The following is a 15857-nucleotide window of genomic DNA, read 5'->3' as shown; positions in this document are numbered from 1 at the left end:
TCTTCCACTGCTTCACTGGCGGCCCGACGGAGGCTCGACGAGCGCTCGAACGTGGCACCGTGCTCTCCTTCTCCGGCATCGTCACATTCAAGAGCGCTCCGGAGGTGCAAGAAGCAGCGCGGCTCTGCCCGCTCGATTCGCTCCTGGTGGAAACCGACAGCCCGTACCTGGCACCGCTCCCGCACCGCGGCAAAATCAATCGCCCAGCCTGGGTGCCGCACGTCGGCCAGTTCATTGCCGATCTCCGCGAGCTTCCGATCGGCGAAGTTGCTGCTCAGACCGCTGAAAACACCCGGCGCGTCCTGCCCGGCATCGCCTGAACACGTCGGTGGGATACGCTCCATCCCCGACGCAACGCGGTCGCAGTCCACTGCGACAGACCCGCGCAGCGTCTGACTGAAGACTGACCAGTGGCCCTCGACGACACCGACCGACGACGTTTCTACTTCGCCGCCTTGCTCAGTCTGATTGCGCTGCCCGCGCTCTGGTTCGTTAATCGCGACGATCCAGCTCCAGGGCCGAACATCGCAACCGCCGGCGTCGACGTCGGGAATCAGGCAGCCAGCGCTGAGACCACGGCCGGCACACCGATCACTGTGCAGACAACAATCGGTCAGAGCAACCTGCCGACCCCCGACACGATCCGCGACACGGACCCGATCTTTCTTGATGGCCCTGCTCCCCAACAGGGTGGCGTCACCAAAATCGCAGTACAGACAGCCGATGGTTCCGATTCGATCTTCGCCCAGGCAACATTTCTCAGCACCGTTCCCGACACCCTGACGTGTTTCGCGAAAGACATCGAACCAGGCCAGATCGTTACCGTGATCAACCTCGACAATTTGCGTTCGACCACCTGCAGTATCATGCTCGCGCCCGTCAACCAACCGACCGACATCGTCTTACACACCGACAATTTCGTCCAGTTAGCCGACTTGACTGATGCACCGATCTCGGTCCAGGTCCGGTTGTAACGATGACACATTCGCGCCCGCGCATCCACGACCTGCTGGACGCACATTCGCTCGCTCCGCGACGCGACCTCGGCCAGAATTTTGTGGCCGATCCAAACACTGTTCGCCGCATCGCTGACCTCGCTCGGGTGGGCCCGAACGACCATGTGGTCGAAGTCGGAGCCGGGCTCGGCTCGCTCACACTTGCGCTCGCCGACACGGGCGCCGATGTGACGGCGATTGAGGTCGACGCCGGCATGGTGCCAGTCCTACGCGCAGAAGTCGCCGATCACGCAAACGTGCGCGTCGTCGAGGCGGATGCAATGCGTCTCGATTGGGACGAGATGCTCGATCCATCGATCAAATGGGTCCTCGTTGCCAACCTCCCGTACAACGTTGGGACGCCGCTCGTCTGCGACATCCTCGACTTCGTTCCGCAGGTCGAACGGATTCTCGTGATGGTGCAGCGCGAGGTCGCCGAACGCTTCGCTGCGGCACCGCGCACCTCGGCCTACGGCGCAATCAGCGTGAAGGCCGCCTACTGGGGCTCGGCGCGAATCGTCGGCATCGTGCCATCCACCGTGTTCGTTCCTCGCCCAAACGTCGAATCGGCACTCGTCGAGATCACTCGCCGCACACCACCGACAACCGATCCCGTCGAACTGTTCACCCTGGTCAAAACCGCCTTCGGACAGCGCCGCAAGATGCTCCGCAAGTCGCTGTCGGGCATCGTTGCCGCGGAGCAGTTCGAAGCTGCTGACGTTGCAGGTACGTCACGGCCCGAGGAACTCGATGTCGACGCCTGGTGCCGCCTCACCGAGATTGTCCATGGCCACTGAGCTGATCACCCTTCGCGCCCATGCCAAGCTCACATTGTCGCTGAAGATGACCGGTATCCGCCCCGACGGATTCCATCTCATCGACGCCGAGATGATCAGTCTCGATCTGCACGATGTCCTCGTCTTTGACCCCAATCGCGTCGGCCTCGCTGTGACCGGAAAGTTTTCCGACGGAGTGCCCACCGACGGATCGAACCTGGTCGCGCGGGCCCTCGGCCTCGCTGGCAGCTCAGCACACGTCACCATCGACAAGCAGATTCCACACGGTGGCGGCCTCGGCGGTGGCTCGACCGACGCAGCGACTGCACTCGCCTGGACGGGTTGGGCGACCGACGACGTCAGCCTCGCACGGGCCGCCGAACTCGGCGCTGACATCGCATTCTGCCTTGTTGGCGGCCGCGCACGCGTCACGGGAATCGGCGAAATTCTGGAACCACTCCCGCACGTCGATCGCTTGGTCACGCTGATCGTCCCACCGCTCTGCGTGAGTACACCGGCGGTTTATCGTGCCTGGGACGACCTCGGCGGCCCCACAGTTGACGGACCAAACGACCTTGAACCGGCAGCAATCGCAGTCGAACCACTGCTCGCACAGTGGAGGGACCGCATCGGCGACCGATGCGGCCGTGCCCCGACGCTCGCAGGCAGCGGTGCCACCTGGTTTGTCGAGGGGGAACACCACAACGCCCTCACCGACTTGGTCGATGAGGGCGCATACGTGGCGTTGGCACATGCAGTGCCGTCAGATTTTGCGGCGAACCGCACGAGCTGATGACAGCTCGGCGACGCCGGACGAATTGGACTATTTGCGACGCTGGTGACGCGTACGACGAAGCATCTTTTTGTGCTTCTTCTTGCGCATCCGCTTGCGACGCTTCTTGATCAACGAACCCATAAGGCGGGCCACACTATCGGCGAGGTGTCCACGCGCCACGCCCCGTGTCGGTCACATGTCGGATTCCGCTCGGTGGGAAGTGGACGCCGTTGGTCGACCGACCTCGCCACTTCGGGTCATTGGGCAATCAAGCAGTTGGCGCGGCCGTCGCGCCCGGTAGCTTGAAGACCGATTCGATCCGGGGTCGTCTAACGGCAAGACAGCGGTTTTTGGTGCCGAGAATGGTGGTTCGATTCCTCCCCCCGGAACCATGAGCGTTTTTGCCATCGTTCTCGCGGCCGGCGAGGGCTCTCGCATGCGATCCAGCCGACCAAAGCCACTGCATCTGATTTGCGGTCGAGTAATGGTCGTGCACGTGATTCACGCACTCGAGAAGCTCCAGCCCGACCGCACCGCAGTCGTCATCGGCCATATGGGCGAACAGGTCCGGGCGAAAGTTCAAGAGCGAGCTCCGAGCTGGGCCAACGTTGCGTTCGTCGAGCAGATCGAGCAGAACGGCACCGGCGATGCAGCCGCCATCGGGATGACCGCATTCGATGGCGACGACTACGACGACGACGCCACGATCGTCATTTTGCCCGGCGACACGCCGCTGCTGCGTGCCGACACGCTCGACGAACTCGTCGCCACGCATGTTGCCAACCAGAACGCCGCCACGCTGTTGACCAGCGTTCTCGACGATCCGACCGGCTACGGCCGCGTGGTTCGCAAGAAAGATGGCCAGGTCCTTCGGATCGTCGAACAACGCGATGCATCGCCTGACGAACTCGACATCAAAGAGTGGAACACCGGCATCCTGTGCTTTCGCCGGGATCTGCTTGGGCCCGCGCTGCGCAATCTCACGACCGATAATGCACAAGGCGAGTATTACCTCACCGACGTCATCGCAGCGCTTGCGTCGATGGGCCACCGCATCGGTGCGGTGCAGGCGCCACCGGAAGAAACTCAGGGCGTCAACGATCGGTGGCAGTTGGCACTCGCTGAGCGCGAGCTGCGCAACCGCACCAACCGGCACTGGTTGTTGAACGGCGTCACGATGCTTGATCCCCGTCAGACCTTCATCGACGTGAACGTCACGATCGGACGCGACGTCACGCTCTACCCGGGCACGATGCTGCAGGGCTCGACCACGATCGGTGACAGTTGCGAGATCGGGCCTGACACTCGCCTCACCGATTGCACGGTGGCTGATGGCGTACGCGTCGAGCACAGCGTCGGTCATCAGGCAACAATCGGGGCCGGCGCGACGGTGGGACCGTACGCCCACCTGCCTGCCGGGTCCGTGGTGCTTTCGAATGCGACGACCGGCGCGTTCTACACTGCCCCGGTCAGCTGACTTCCGGCCACGGCCGCTCCACCAACACACACCAAACAGGGACTTCCCCATGGAAAAGGTCACCACCAAGCGCCTCGCTATCTACACGGGGCGCACTCATCCTGCACTTGCTCAGGAGGTGGCCTCCCATCTCGACATCGAGGTCGGTCACGACAACCTCGTCGAGTTCGCGAACGGTGAAGTCCGTTGCAGCTTCGGCGAATCGGTCCGCGGCACCGACGTGTTCATCATGCAGACCCACTACGGCGTCGATGGTCGTTCGGTGAACGACTCGATCATGGAACACCTGATCATGATCGATGCCGCATCGCGTGCGTCGGCCAAGCGGATCACTGCGGTCGTGCCGTTCTACGGTTACGCCCGCCAAGACCGCAAGGCGGCCGGCCGCGAGCCAATCACGGCTCGCCTCGTCGCCGACATGTTCAAGGTTGCCGGCGCGAAACGGATGATCTCGATCGACCTCCACTCCGGACAGATCCAGGGCTTCTTCGATGGCCCGGTCGACCATCTCACCGCCATGCCGGTCCTTGAGGCCTACGTCCGCGAGAACGCATCCAGGCCGGTGATTGTTTCACCCGATGCTGGTCGTATCAAGGTCGCTGAGCGGATGGCACAACACCTCGGCGATATCGGCGCTGACCTCGCGTTCATCTACAAACGCCGCCCGAAGGGCACGACCAACGTGGCCGAAGCCGCTGAAGTCATGGGCGACGTCGAGGGACGCACCTGCGTACTGACCGACGACATGATCGACACCGGCGGGACGATCGTCTCCGCTGCCGAATTGTTGATGAAGCGCGGCGCCAAGAACGTCTGGGCCATGGCCACGCACGGCGTGCTCTCCGGCCCGGCGATCGAACGCTTGAAGAACAGCCCGCTCGAAAAGATCGTGCTCACCAACACGCTGCCGCTCCCGGTGGAGAAGCAACTGCCGAACATCGTGGTGCTCTCTGTCGCTCCGCTGATCGCCCAAGCCCTCGGAGCGGTCTTCGACGACACCAGCGTCAGCGACATCTTCGACGGCGAAAACCTCAGCTGACTCGCGACCTTCCCAAAACTGAGACCATTCCTCCGCCCTCACGCGTTGAAACGGTCCCAATTTCGCCTGCACTCTCGCGACCTTCCCAAAATTGAGACCATTCCTCCGCCCTCACGCGTTGAATCGGTCCCAATTTCCGCTTCGGGCAGGCCGCCGCCCACTGAACGGTTGTGTTCGACAAACAACTCTTTCGCCTTGCCCGACGCCAGCACGGCGTTGTGTCACGCCAACAACTCCGTGACGCAGGCTGCTCTCCAACCAGGTTGACGAGCTCCGTTTCGACTGGATGGCTTGTCCGTGTCCTGCCAGGCGCGTACCTCATGGCGCCGTCGCCAGACACCTACGAAATGCGGTGCGCTGCGATCAACATCTGGCTCGATGGAGACGGGTTCATCAGCGGTCGAAGTGCCGGTCGCCTGCTCGGCCTGGCCCGGATGCGCAAACGGCCAATCGAAGTCACCCTGGCTCGTCGGCACAAGAGAATCAGCCGAGCACCTTGGGTCGCCGTCCGACAGACAGCTTGGTACGACGGCACCGAGGACCGCCAGAAACACAACAGCATCACGGTGGCGACGCCGGCCCGCATGCTCTTCGGCCTCGCCGCTGACCTTCGGGATCGGGCCTTCGAGAACGCTGCCGACGACGCCTGGAATATCGGCCTGATCATTCCTGGCGAGGTCGACATCTATCTCGATCGTCATCGGTGTCGCGGCAAGGACGGTGTTGCCCGGCTCGAGCGATGGCTGGAGAAAGCCTTCGAGATGGAACGCCCAGCGCAGAGCATGTTGGAGCGCGATCTGATCAACGCCTTGTGTGATGCCGGGCTCCCGGAGCCAATCCGCCAATTCCCCCTTGGGCTCTCTGATGACGCGATCACGGTGCACCTCGACATCGCCTGGCCAGACATTCGCCTTGCAATCGAGCCGGGGCACAATCGTTTCCACCGAGGGGTTGATGCTTCGGAGCGGGACACACTCCGAGATCTCGCCTGCGGCGAACTCGGCTGGGACATCATCCGCCTCACCCAGCAGATCAAACACGACCTGCCGGTGTTCGCTCAGCAGATCCGGAGGGTCTACCTCCAACGCCTCCGAGACATCCCTCTGAGCCGTCGAGGCCCCATTTCTTGAACACACCTCCTCAAATGGAGACCATCACAGCCCATCCGTGGCGCAGAACGGTCTCCATTTCGGGCCCGAGCCCCGCTCCGGCTCAAATGGAGACCATCACACAGCACCCACGAGGCGAAACAGTCTCCATTTTGGGAGAGGGTGGGGCGGGGCATTTCGGGAGAGGGTGTGACACGAGTAGGAGGGGATACAGCGCGCGGGCGGTAGCGTTGCGACCTGCTGTATTGACGAGGTTTCCGCCGTGGTTGCGGGGCCAAACACTTGATTTCTAGGATCGAATCCCATGTCTGAGACCGTTCTCATTGCCGAAGCTGGCCGCACAACTGGAAGCAGCGAATCACGCCGCCTCCGCACGGCTGATCGCATTCCCGGCGTCGTTTATGGCCACGGCATGGACCCGCTGAGCGTCTCCGTCGCTCGCCGTGACCTCCGCGTCGCGCTATCCGGTGCCGCTGGTATGAACACCATCCTTGACCTCTCGGTCAACGGCGAGGTCTACCCGACCCTGGTCAAGGCCATTCAGCGCCACCCGGTCAAGCGCAACGTCCAGCACATCGACTTCATTCAGGTCGACCTGAACGAAGAAGTCAGCGTGAACGTACCGGTCCGCCTCGTGGGCGAGGCCAAGGCCGTTGAGGCCGGAGGCGGCCTCGTCGACCTCACGATGAACGTCATCGAAGTCAGGACGACGCCCCGCAACATCCCTGACGAAATCGTTGTCGATATCTCCGAGATGGACATGGACACCACGATCCGCGTCTCCGACATCGTCCTGCCTGCCGGCGTCACTGCGACAGCCGACCCCGAGTACCCGGTCGTCACCGTCCTCACGATGCGCACCCCAGTGCTTGACGCCGAGGCCGAGGCGATTGAAGCCGCCGCAGCCGAAGCCGCTGACGGCGTCGCACCTGCCGCTGACGCCGATAGCGCCGAGTGATCGTCCGGGCCCACGTGGCCCGCATGCCATTCCGCATCGCCTGCTCGGCCCTCTAACGATATGAGTCTGTTCGGCCGCACCGGCAAAGGTGCTCCGTTCGATTGGCTGGTCGTCGGCTTGGGCAACCCCGGACCAAAATACATTGGCACGCGCCACAACGTCGGCGAAGACGTCGTGAAGCTGCTCGCTGAACGCCACCGGGAACAACTGAAGGGCGGGCGCGACAATGCACTCACCGCCGAAACGCGTTTCGGGGCACCTGGCAACGATGAACGAGTCGTACTGAGTTTTCCGATCACGTACATGAACGAATCAGGTCAGGCGGTCGGCGCCCAGGTGCGGCGCTACCGCATCCCCTCGATCGACCGAATCATCGTCATTCACGACGAACTCGATCTTGATCCCGGCGTTCTTCGGGTGAAAGAAGGCGGCGGGCTGGCCGGCCACAACGGCCTGCGCTCGATCACCGCTCACACCAAGTCGCAGGACTATCTGCGGGTGCGAATCGGCGTCGGGAAGCCCCCGTCGGGAGCCGGCAAGAACTACGTGCTTTCGAAGGTCCCGAAGTCCGAGCGGGAACGGCTCGACATCGCCGTTATCGACGCAGCCGACGCCGTCGAATTGATCATCTCCGACGGAGTCGAAGCCGCCATGCGCCGATACAACGTCAAGCAATGACGAGCGCCCCCCTCGAATCACTGCCCGGCCTCCTGCGGAGCGAACCCGGCCTCACCCGAGCGCTCAGCGAGCCCGATGCGCGCCTCGCCATCGTCGAAGTCGCCCGGCCCATCGCTATTGCGGCGCTCGCCAACCTGTCGAACCGCCGACCACTTGTTGTCGCCTGTCCGACCGGCACGATGGCCGCCCAACTCGCCGACGACCTCATGCAGTTTGTCCCCGAGGACGACGTGGTGCTCTTCCCCGGCTGGGAGACGCTCCCGTTCGAACGTGTCAGCCCAAGCGTCGAGACAATGGGGCAACGCCTCAAGGTGCTCTGGCGCCTCGGCAACGAGGACAGAACGCCCAAAATCATCGTGGCTGGCGTACGCGCGCTGTTGCAGAAGCTCGGTCCGGGATCAACGACGGTCGAACCAATCATCATTCGACCCGGGATCGACGTCGACCCTGATCGTCTCGCTGCTCAGCTCGTCGAGTTCGGCTACCGCAGAGAAGAACTGGTCGAGCACCGCGGCGAGTTCGCCCGACGCGGCGCAATTTTCGACGTCTACCCAGCGACAGCCGACGCCCCAATCCGCATCGACCTGTGGGGCGACGAGGTCGAGCGACTGACGCGTTTCGGTGTGAACGATCAGCGCTCAACCGACGACCTGGACAGCGTCACGATCTTCCCAGCCCGTGAGCTGATGCCGACCGATGACGTCCGCGCTCGCGCCGCCGGCCTCGTCGCGAAGGAGCCGTGGGGCCGTGAGCAGTGGGAACGCCTCGCTGAAGGCGCGCACTTCGACGGCATGGAGAGTTGGCTCCCCTGGCTGATCGAAGACGACCGTTTGATCACCGACGTGTTGCCGGCGAACGCCAAGGTGCTCCTCGTCGAGCCGCGCCGGATGCGCGACCGTGCACTCGACTTGATCGCCGAAGAGGACGACCTTGCACGGACCCTCGCCAGCACATGGGCTCGAGATCCCGACAAGTCGTTCCCGCGGCTACACGCCGATCCCGATGCACTTCTTGCTGCCGACCCCGCCAGCGGCACTCACTCTTTCTGGTCGATCGATTCGACACCCGAGTCGCCCGACACCCCGGTCGTCGAAGCATCAGGCTGGGGGCCGGTCGCCGGCGACGGCTCCGGACTCACCGACCGGCTGATACAGCTCATCGGCAACGGGTTTCGCGTGGTGGTCGCTGCCGACGGCACCGGATCAGCTGACCGCCTGCGCTCGCTCCTCCTCGACCAGGGGCTCGACTTCCCAATCCGCAAGCTCACCGGCGCGATGTCTCAGAGCGGCGACATGCTCAACCTGGGCCCGGGCGGCCACATCGTGGTCGCACCGATTCATCGTGGCGCCACCCTGCCCAACGCAAAGGTCAGCATCGTCGCCGAAAGCGACTTGACCGGACGCCGCCGCGCTCACCGTAAAGCCCGTCGCCAGCCAAAGCGTGAAGGCACCACCACCTTCCAAGACCTCAAAGCGGGCAATTACGTGGTGCACCATCAGCACGGCGTCGGGCAATACGAAGGCATGGTCAAGCGGGCAATCGGTGGCGTCGAGCGCGACTACCTCCTCATCTCGTACAAGGGCGGCGACAAGCTGTACGTGCCGTCTGACCAGATCGACGCACTCCGCCAGTACGTCGGCGGCGAAGCCCCGACAATGCACAAGCTTGGCGGATCCGACTTCGCAAAAGCGAAGAGCCGAGTCAAGTCAGAGGTCCGTCAGGTCGCGCAGGAGCTGGTCCTGCTGTACCAACAGCGGATTACTGCAGTGGGCCACGCTTTCGCGCAGGACACGCCCTGGCAACACGAGATGGAAGAGGCATTTCCGTTCGTCGAGACGCCTGACCAGCGCACCGCGATTGCCGAGATCAAGGCCGACATGGAGCGCTCGCATCCGATGGACCGCCTGGTGTGTGGCGACGTCGGTTTCGGCAAGACAGAGGTCGCGATCCGCGCTGCGTTCAAGGCAATCCAAGACGGCAAACAAGTCGCTGTGCTCGCTCCGACCACCTTGCTTGCCACCCAGCACGGCAATACGTTTGCCGACCGCTTCGCCGGTTACCCGATCCGGGTCGAAGTGCTGTCGAGATTCTTGACCGCAGCTCAGGCCAAGAAGGTCATCGCTCAGGTGAAATCCGGTGAGGTCGACTGCATCATCGGCACCCACCGACTCCTCGCGGCCGACATCAATTTCAAGGACCTCGGCCTTCTCGTCGTCGACGAAGAGCAACGTTTCGGCGTCCAGCACAAAGAGAAAATGAAGAGGATGAAGACGAACGTCGACGTCCTCACGCTCTCGGCAACGCCGATCCCGCGCACACTCGAGATGTCCCTCGTCGGTATCCGTGACCTCTCGCTGCTGCAGACCCCGCCGGCAGAACGCCAGCCGATCCTCACGTTTGTCGGCGAATACGAGGAGCGTGTTGCAGTCGAGGCGATCCGCCGTGAACTCCTTCGCGAGGGCCAGGTCTTCTGGGTCCACAACCGTGTGCGCTCGATCGACACAGCAGCTGCCCGGCTCCGCCAACTCGTCCCAGACGCGCGCATCGCCGTGGCTCATGGCCAGATGGATGAAAGCACGCTCGAAACTGTCGTCCAAGACTTCTGGGACGGCCACTACGACGTACTCGTGTGCACGACCATCATCGAATCCGGCATCGACATGCCCTCCGTCAACACGCTCGTCGTCGAACGTTCCGACCTCCTCGGCCTCGGCCAAATGCATCAGCTGCGAGGCCGTGTGGGCCGCTCTGGCCAGCGGGCCTACGCCTACCTCTTCTATCCACCCGACAAGGTGCTGACCGAAGAGGCATACGAACGGCTGCGCACGATCAGCGAGTCGACCGAGCTTGGATCTGGCTTCAAGATCGCGATGCGCGACCTCGAAATTCGAGGCGCAGGCAGCCTGCTGGGCGAGTCTCAGTCGGGCCATATCGCAGCCGTTGGCTACGACCTGTACTGCCAAATGGTCACCGAAGCGGTCAGTGAAATGAAGGGCGAGCCAGCGAAGAAAGCTCCTGCGGAAATCAAGCTCGATGTGCCGACCGACTCGTTCCTCCCAACCGATTACGTGGCCAAAGAAGAGCTCCGGCTCGAGGCGTACCGTCGTCTCGCCAGCGTGCAGACCGACGCGCAGGTCGATGACATCCGCGCCGAATGGGAAGACCGCTACGGTCCGCTGCCCGAGCCGGCCGAAGCGCTGCTGCAGGTTGGCTATCTGCGAGCACAGTGCCATCGCCTCGGCCTGCGCGACATTCAGATCTCCACGACCGACGCCAAGCTCGCTCCAATCGAACTCAAGTTGAGCGAAACGATGCGGCTCCGTCGGCTCTCCAAGGGTGCCAAGTACAAGGAAGATCTCGGCCAGCTCGTCGTACCACTCCCCCGGCGGAACCCCAACGGCACCAACGCCGAACCGTCGGCCTACCTCGTCAAGTTCCTCCGTGACCTGGTCGAAGAGGCCACCCCGAAATCTGACTGACCGGTCACACTGTGCCTGGCACAGTGTGACCGCTATCGTCATGCCGGTGAAGCGCCGACTGTTGACGATCCTGCTCCCGCTGGCTGCCGCCTCGCTCACCGCAGGCTGCACCACGTTCACCGACAACGACGTTGCTGCTCGCGTCAACGACGTCGAATACTCGCACGAGGACTTGAGCGGCATCATCGACGCCATCGGCATCCCCGAAGAATCGACTAACGACCTCGGCACCATCCGATCCGTCACGAACACGTTGGTTCTCGCCGCCGCACTTCACGACTACTTCCGCGCGCAGGGCATCGAAGTCACCGACGCCGATCGCGATGCCGCCACCCAGGGCCTCGCCGGCAGCTTGCCGACATTTCTCGAAGCGCCTGACGAAGTCCGAGATCTGCTGATCGACGCACAGGCCCACCTGACGATCGTCAGCGCTCTGTCCAACGGCGCTCAGGCACAGCTCGATGCCATCAATGCCGCCGACGTCTACATCGATCCTCGGATTGGCACCTTCGACAGCGCAACCAGCGCCGTCGTCGCGCTCGGCTGAGCCTGGCGAGTCGAAATCTGCACATGCCCGGTCGCATCGTCGTCGTTGGTCTCGGGCCCGGAGGCGTCGACCACGTCACCGCCGAGACGCTCGCCACCATCGAGCGGATCAAGCACCGCCACCTCCGGACATCGATCCATCCGTCGGCGCACCTTGTGCCCGACGCCGTCACGCACGACGATCTGTACGAGACGGCCGACACGTTCGACGACGTCTATATCGAAATCACCAGCCGGCTGACGGCTGCGGCGAACGAGCATGGCGAGGTGCTCTACGCCGTTCCCGGTTCGCCGCTCGTCCTCGAGCGCACTGTCCGCTATCTACGCGAACGGGCCGCCGCTGGAATAATCGAACTCGACGTTCTTCCTGCCATGTCGTTCCTCGACGTGGCGTGGGCGCGGCTCGGAATCGACCCGGTTGAAGCGGGCGTACGCCTCGTTGACGGCCACGAGTTCACCACTGCAGCGGCCGGCGAACGCGGACCGATGCTCGTCGCTCACACGCATGCCAACTGGGTCCTCAACGAGATCAAGCTGGCCGTCGAGGACGCTCGGGGCGACGAACCCGTCACGATGCTGCATGCGCTCGGCACCGATGCCGAACTCATTGTGGAGACGACCTGGGCTCACATCGATCAGACGATCGAGGCGGACCATCTCACGTCGATCTACATACCGCAGTTGGCCGCACCAGTCGGCCAGGGCTACGTCCGATTCCATGAGCTCACTCGCACGCTGCGCGAGCAGTGCCCGTGGGACATCGAACAGACACACGAAACGCTCATTCCATTCCTGCTCGAAGAGACCTACGAGGTCGTCGATGCGCTGCAGGCTCTCGACCCCGACAACCCGTCGAGCGACGACGACCTGATCGAGGAACTCGGCGACCTGCTGTTCCAAATCGAGTTTCATGCCACAATCGCCGAGCAGGAAGGCCGCTTCACGATCGCCGACGTGACGCAGGGGATCCACGACAAGCTCGTCCGCCGCCACCCTCACGTGTTCGGTGACACCGTCGCCGATAACACCGCCACGGTGCTCGAGAACTGGGACGAGATCAAGAAAGCCGAGAAAGGCCGGACGTCGATCTTCGAAGGCATTCCACGATCACTGCCATCGCTCGCCTATGCCCAAAAGATCGGCCGGAAGGCCTCCAAAGTGGGGTTTGACTGGCCTGACGTTGCTGGCGCGTTCCCAAAGATCGTCGAAGAGACCGCCGAGCTCGCCGAAGCAATGACCCAGACCGACACCGCCGCCACCGAACTCGAGCTGGGTGATCTGCTGTTCGCCGTCGTCAACGTGGCACGACACCTCAAGATCGACGCCGAACTGGCGCTCCGTGCCGCAAGCGACAAGTTCCGGGCACGGTTCGAAGGCGTCGAGGCCTTAGCCGCCTCGAGATCCATCGACCTGAAAGCCGCCGACCTCGTCACGCTCGACGCGCTGTGGGACGAAGTCAAGAGCAACGCGAGCTGAAATCAGTTCCCGAGAAGTCGGGTGTCAGGTGACCCTTCCGGCCCAGGTGCTGGCTGACGGACAAAGTCTTCGAGCGTGTTCTCCCACTCGATCTTCCAGCGTCGCCATCGCAGATCAATCACTTCGTCGAAGACGGTGATCGCACGCCACGTCGCCATCGCGAACATCAACATCGGCAGCCCGTACACCACGCCAACCTGAACCGTTCGTTCCGTTACCGTCAAACCGTCGACGGCCAGTTGGTTTTGCAGTCCGAGGAAGAGGATCGCGAACCCGCCGATGAGGGCCAGCAACGGCGCGAAAAACCATCCGAGCATCACCCTGTGAGGCGCCCCGACCCGCGACGCCTGACGGGCGTGATAGCGGAACGGCAGCCACACCACAACGAAGGAGACAAGTACCACGGTTGCCAGCGCGAAGAAGTTGACTGCTTCGCTCGACGGTTCGCCAGCAGGGCCAGGTGACGGCTCATCGAAGAGCGCGAAGGCCTTGACAGCAGCGAAGGGCGCAGCAAATGCCCCGAGCCAGAGCACCACAGCAAGCAGTGGGTTCGACTGACGTTGGTACAGCGACGGGGGCACCAACTTGTTGGCGTTGTACATCGCAGCAAAACTCCAGAGCATGAGCGAGCCCGCGATGACGATGTGGAGTCCAATCACTGCGCGGTGCGACCCGATGTCACCCTTCTCACCCGTGTATTCGGCCCACATGGTCAGCGCCAGGGCGCCGAGCATCATTATCAGGATCGCGGTTCTCAGCCACCACGTGGAAATGAGCGACGGGGGCGGGTCGGAGCGCAGCGGCGAAAAGCTGGCGCTGCGGTTGTAGTTGACCGGGGCGGACCGGACCGATCCTTTCGGATCTGGCGCGACGAAGTCCGTAGGCGATGTGGTGTCGGTAGAGGGATCGCCGTCGGTGAATTCGGCGTCGGGACTCATTGCGGCGGCGACGCTCCAACGGAGGGTCCAACCGCACGCCCGGCAGCAACACGCGACACCTCAACGCTCCGGTGCTTGTCGAGTTGTGCATTGTGATGCCCTGCGAGGTTCTCAGCAGCATTGCTCATCGAGCGCGTTGACTCTGCTGCAGAGAAGGTCGCGACCAACTGCAGCAGGGCGCCAATAGCGAGATAGCCGGCAAGTCGCGCAACCTGCACCGACTCGGACGTCTCGGACAGCGTCGACAATCCAGCCAGGCCCTGGACGTGGACCAACAGGAGCATCCAGACGACAAAGGTCAGCAAGATCGGGTTTCGCCTGACGTTGACGGCCTGAGCAGAACGTTGGAGCAGGGCAAAGGGCAGGGACAGCAAGATTGCCTGGGCAGCGAAGCCAGCAACGACCCTGACGGCATCGCCTTCGACAATCAGGCGGTCGGCCACCGCCCAGACGGCGGCGGCCGTCGCAGGCCACATCCCGAACGCAAGAATTGGATTCCGCCGGCGACCCGATGCCATCCGGATGTTCGTCACCGCAGCAAAAGTCCACAAGCTCGCCAGGACGAGAACGACAACGGCAACTGACCGTTCAACGTCCTGCAGGAGAGCGAGAACGTCCCAGACTCGTTCGTTCTCCGTCGAACGGAGTGCACCACCGCGCGTCTCCTGCCAGAACAGGAACGCGACCAGAGCACCGACCATGCTGAGCAGCGACAAGCCAGCGAGACCAGCGCTGACGACGAAACAGACGACCCGCACTCCAGGAATCTGGCGAATGCGGCCCCGGTCTCGAAGTACCGCCTGGTTCGGGCCACCGTCAGTGAACATCGCGCCGAACCGGCGAGTCGTGGTCTTGTGGGCCAGCGAATACCGACGTGTGAATGCCTGGGCCACATCGGTCTCGACCGCTGCGGCAGCACGCCAGCCGAGGAGAACGACAACAACTGCCGGCACGATCGCAACAACCGCGACGACCCAGGTGGAAGCCAAAGCATCGGAACCTTCGCCGAAGACGCCTCCGGCGCGGAACCAGAACACCAGTGAGCCACCGACGGCGGCGAGGACCGCGGGGACCCACAGCCATTCAGCGAGCGTGACGCCGTGACCACCGATCCGTCGGACGACCGACGAGAGGTAGGTGATCGGTGAGTACAGCAGCGGGAGGAGCGCAAGGATCGAGACGATCCCAAGGATCACGGGGATCGACGATTCAGTACCTTTGATCGGCGAGTTGAGCTCGCTTGAGAGATAGCTGACTGCACTCAAGGAAGCAACGATGAAGGCCACCGGCAGGATCCACGTCCTGACCGCATAGCCAGGTCGAGGGGACTCCTGTGTACGGGCTGGTTCCATGATCCGACGAGCGTTCTCGACGACCATAAACGTCCAGAGCACAACGGCGATTACGCCGACCGCTCCGGCAAACAGCGAACGAGGTGCGATGACCTCCAACCGTGGCTGATCGTCGATCACACGGCCTCTCTGCCACCCGTGCAGGAAAAGCGACAACGCGACACCGGTCAGTGCGACCAGCCGGACGGGCAGCATCGGAAGAAGCGCTCGCACCGCCACATTGGATTTCCCGTGTCCAGGAGTCGACGCGCTCGTGTCC

Annotated in this window: 15 protein-coding genes and 1 tRNA gene; 13 read left to right on the top strand and 3 right to left on the bottom strand. The window is 63.1% G+C overall.

The window, feature by feature from the left end; genetic code table 11:
• The 4 genes from ACH2EI_RS14060 to ACH2EI_RS14045 form a co-directional block, all read left to right on the top strand.
• A partial coding sequence (locus ACH2EI_RS14060) for a TatD family hydrolase (RefSeq protein ID WP_395160491.1) occupies positions 1 to 320 on the top strand: 320 nt, incomplete at its 5' end.
• A gap of 90 nt (positions 321 to 410) precedes the next feature.
• On the top strand, positions 411 to 974 hold the full coding sequence (locus tag ACH2EI_RS14055; protein ID WP_395152668.1) for a hypothetical protein: 564 nt from the start codon (positions 411 to 413) through the stop codon (positions 972 to 974).
• Positions 975 to 976: 2 nt separating this feature from the next.
• Positions 977 to 1792 (top strand): 16S rRNA (adenine(1518)-N(6)/adenine(1519)-N(6))-dimethyltransferase RsmA, encoded by an 816-nt coding sequence (gene rsmA, locus ACH2EI_RS14050; RefSeq protein WP_395152669.1) that lies wholly within the window; start codon positions 977 to 979, stop codon positions 1790 to 1792.
• Positions 1782 to 2564: a 4-(cytidine 5'-diphospho)-2-C-methyl-D-erythritol kinase gene (locus ACH2EI_RS14045; protein WP_395152670.1), complete on the top strand. Its 783-nt coding sequence runs from the start codon at positions 1782 to 1784 to the stop codon at positions 2562 to 2564. Before rsmA ends, ACH2EI_RS14045 begins: the two co-directional genes overlap by 11 nt.
• Before the next feature lie 30 nt (positions 2565 to 2594).
• On the opposite strand, the gene ACH2EI_RS14040 is transcribed toward ACH2EI_RS14045, so the two are convergent.
• Positions 2595 to 2687, bottom strand: a complete 93-nt coding sequence (locus tag ACH2EI_RS14040; protein ID WP_015442868.1) for a 30S ribosomal protein bS22 — start codon at positions 2685 to 2687, stop codon at positions 2595 to 2597.
• Positions 2688 to 2864: 177 nt separating this feature from the next.
• Here ACH2EI_RS14040 and ACH2EI_RS14035 point away from each other — a divergent pair.
• The 9 genes from ACH2EI_RS14035 (at position 2865) to mazG (ending at position 13308) form a co-directional block, all read left to right on the top strand.
• Positions 2865 to 2938 (top strand) — tRNA-Gln (locus ACH2EI_RS14035).
• Entirely contained in the window at positions 2938 to 4023 is a 1086-nt protein-coding gene (locus ACH2EI_RS14030) for a bifunctional N-acetylglucosamine-1-phosphate uridyltransferase/glucosamine-1-phosphate acetyltransferase (RefSeq protein ID WP_395152671.1), read from the top strand. The genes ACH2EI_RS14035 and ACH2EI_RS14030 overlap by 1 nt, the downstream gene beginning before the upstream one ends.
• A 49-nt stretch (positions 4024 to 4072) precedes the next feature.
• Complete coding sequence (locus ACH2EI_RS14025) at positions 4073 to 5062, top strand: ribose-phosphate diphosphokinase (protein ID WP_395152672.1); 990 nt, start codon at positions 4073 to 4075, stop codon at positions 5060 to 5062.
• A 170-nt stretch (positions 5063 to 5232) separates the two neighbouring features.
• Positions 5233 to 6192 carry a type IV toxin-antitoxin system AbiEi family antitoxin domain-containing protein gene (locus tag ACH2EI_RS14020; protein WP_395160489.1) on the top strand — a complete coding sequence of 320 codons (960 nt, stop codon included), beginning with the start codon at positions 5233 to 5235 and terminating at the stop codon, positions 6190 to 6192.
• Between the two features lie 283 nt (positions 6193 to 6475).
• Complete coding sequence (locus ACH2EI_RS14015) at positions 6476 to 7129, top strand: 50S ribosomal protein L25 (RefSeq protein ID WP_395156664.1); 654 nt, start codon at positions 6476 to 6478, stop codon at positions 7127 to 7129.
• Positions 7130 to 7189: 60 nt separating this feature from the next.
• On the top strand, positions 7190 to 7807 hold the full coding sequence (pth, locus tag ACH2EI_RS14010) for an aminoacyl-tRNA hydrolase (protein ID WP_395156666.1): 618 nt from the start codon (positions 7190 to 7192) through the stop codon (positions 7805 to 7807).
• Positions 7804 to 11286, top strand: a complete 3483-nt coding sequence (mfd, locus tag ACH2EI_RS14005; RefSeq protein WP_395156668.1) for a transcription-repair coupling factor — start codon at positions 7804 to 7806, stop codon at positions 11284 to 11286. Before pth ends, mfd begins: the two co-directional genes overlap by 4 nt.
• Positions 11287 to 11332: 46 nt before the next feature.
• Positions 11333 to 11833: a hypothetical protein gene (locus ACH2EI_RS14000; RefSeq protein ID WP_395156670.1), complete on the top strand. Its 501-nt coding sequence runs from the start codon at positions 11333 to 11335 to the stop codon at positions 11831 to 11833.
• A 23-nt stretch (positions 11834 to 11856) separates the two neighbouring features.
• Positions 11857 to 13308, top strand: coding sequence for a nucleoside triphosphate pyrophosphohydrolase (mazG, locus tag ACH2EI_RS13995; RefSeq protein WP_395160487.1), 1452 nt, complete (start codon positions 11857 to 11859; stop codon positions 13306 to 13308).
• Between the two features lie 2 nt (positions 13309 to 13310).
• Here mazG and ACH2EI_RS13990 read toward each other — a convergent pair whose 3' ends face one another.
• Complete coding sequence (locus ACH2EI_RS13990) at positions 13311 to 14246, bottom strand: hypothetical protein (RefSeq protein WP_395156674.1); 936 nt, start codon at positions 14244 to 14246, stop codon at positions 13311 to 13313.
• A partial coding sequence (locus tag ACH2EI_RS13985; RefSeq protein WP_395160485.1) for a hypothetical protein occupies positions 14243 to 15857 on the bottom strand: 1615 nt, incomplete at its 5' end. The genes ACH2EI_RS13985 and ACH2EI_RS13990, both read right to left, overlap by 4 nt.

The organism is Ilumatobacter sp. (assembly GCF_041688325.1).
In the GTDB taxonomy this organism is placed as follows: Bacteria; Actinomycetota; Acidimicrobiia; order Acidimicrobiales; family Ilumatobacteraceae; genus Ilumatobacter_A.
Note: the sequence above shows the minus strand (reverse complement) of the source record. Positions and strands in the feature narration are given on the sequence as shown.

Bases quoted from the DNA above. Each gene is read 5' to 3' on its own strand.
- rsmA (WP_395152669.1), top strand. From the start codon at position 977: ATGACACATTCGCGCCCGCGCATCCACGACCTGCTGGACGCACATTCG.
- mfd (WP_395156668.1), top strand. From the start codon at position 7,804: ATGACGAGCGCCCCCCTCGAATCACTGCCCGGCCTCCTGCGGAGCGAA.
- mazG (WP_395160487.1), top strand. From the start codon at position 11,857: ATGCCCGGTCGCATCGTCGTCGTTGGTCTCGGGCCCGGAGGCGTCGAC.
- ACH2EI_RS13990 (WP_395156674.1), bottom strand. From the start codon at position 14,246: ATGAGTCCCGACGCCGAATTCACCGACGGCGATCCCTCTACCGACACC.
- ACH2EI_RS14025 (WP_395152672.1), top strand. From the start codon at position 4,073: ATGGAAAAGGTCACCACCAAGCGCCTCGCTATCTACACGGGGCGCACT.
- pth (WP_395156666.1), top strand. From the start codon at position 7,190: ATGAGTCTGTTCGGCCGCACCGGCAAAGGTGCTCCGTTCGATTGGCTG.
- ACH2EI_RS14030 (WP_395152671.1), top strand. From the start codon at position 2,938: ATGAGCGTTTTTGCCATCGTTCTCGCGGCCGGCGAGGGCTCTCGCATG.
- ACH2EI_RS14045 (WP_395152670.1), top strand. From the start codon at position 1,782: ATGGCCACTGAGCTGATCACCCTTCGCGCCCATGCCAAGCTCACATTG.
- ACH2EI_RS14040 (WP_015442868.1), bottom strand. From the start codon at position 2,687: ATGGGTTCGTTGATCAAGAAGCGTCGCAAGCGGATGCGCAAGAAGAAG.
- ACH2EI_RS14015 (WP_395156664.1), top strand. From the start codon at position 6,476: ATGTCTGAGACCGTTCTCATTGCCGAAGCTGGCCGCACAACTGGAAGC.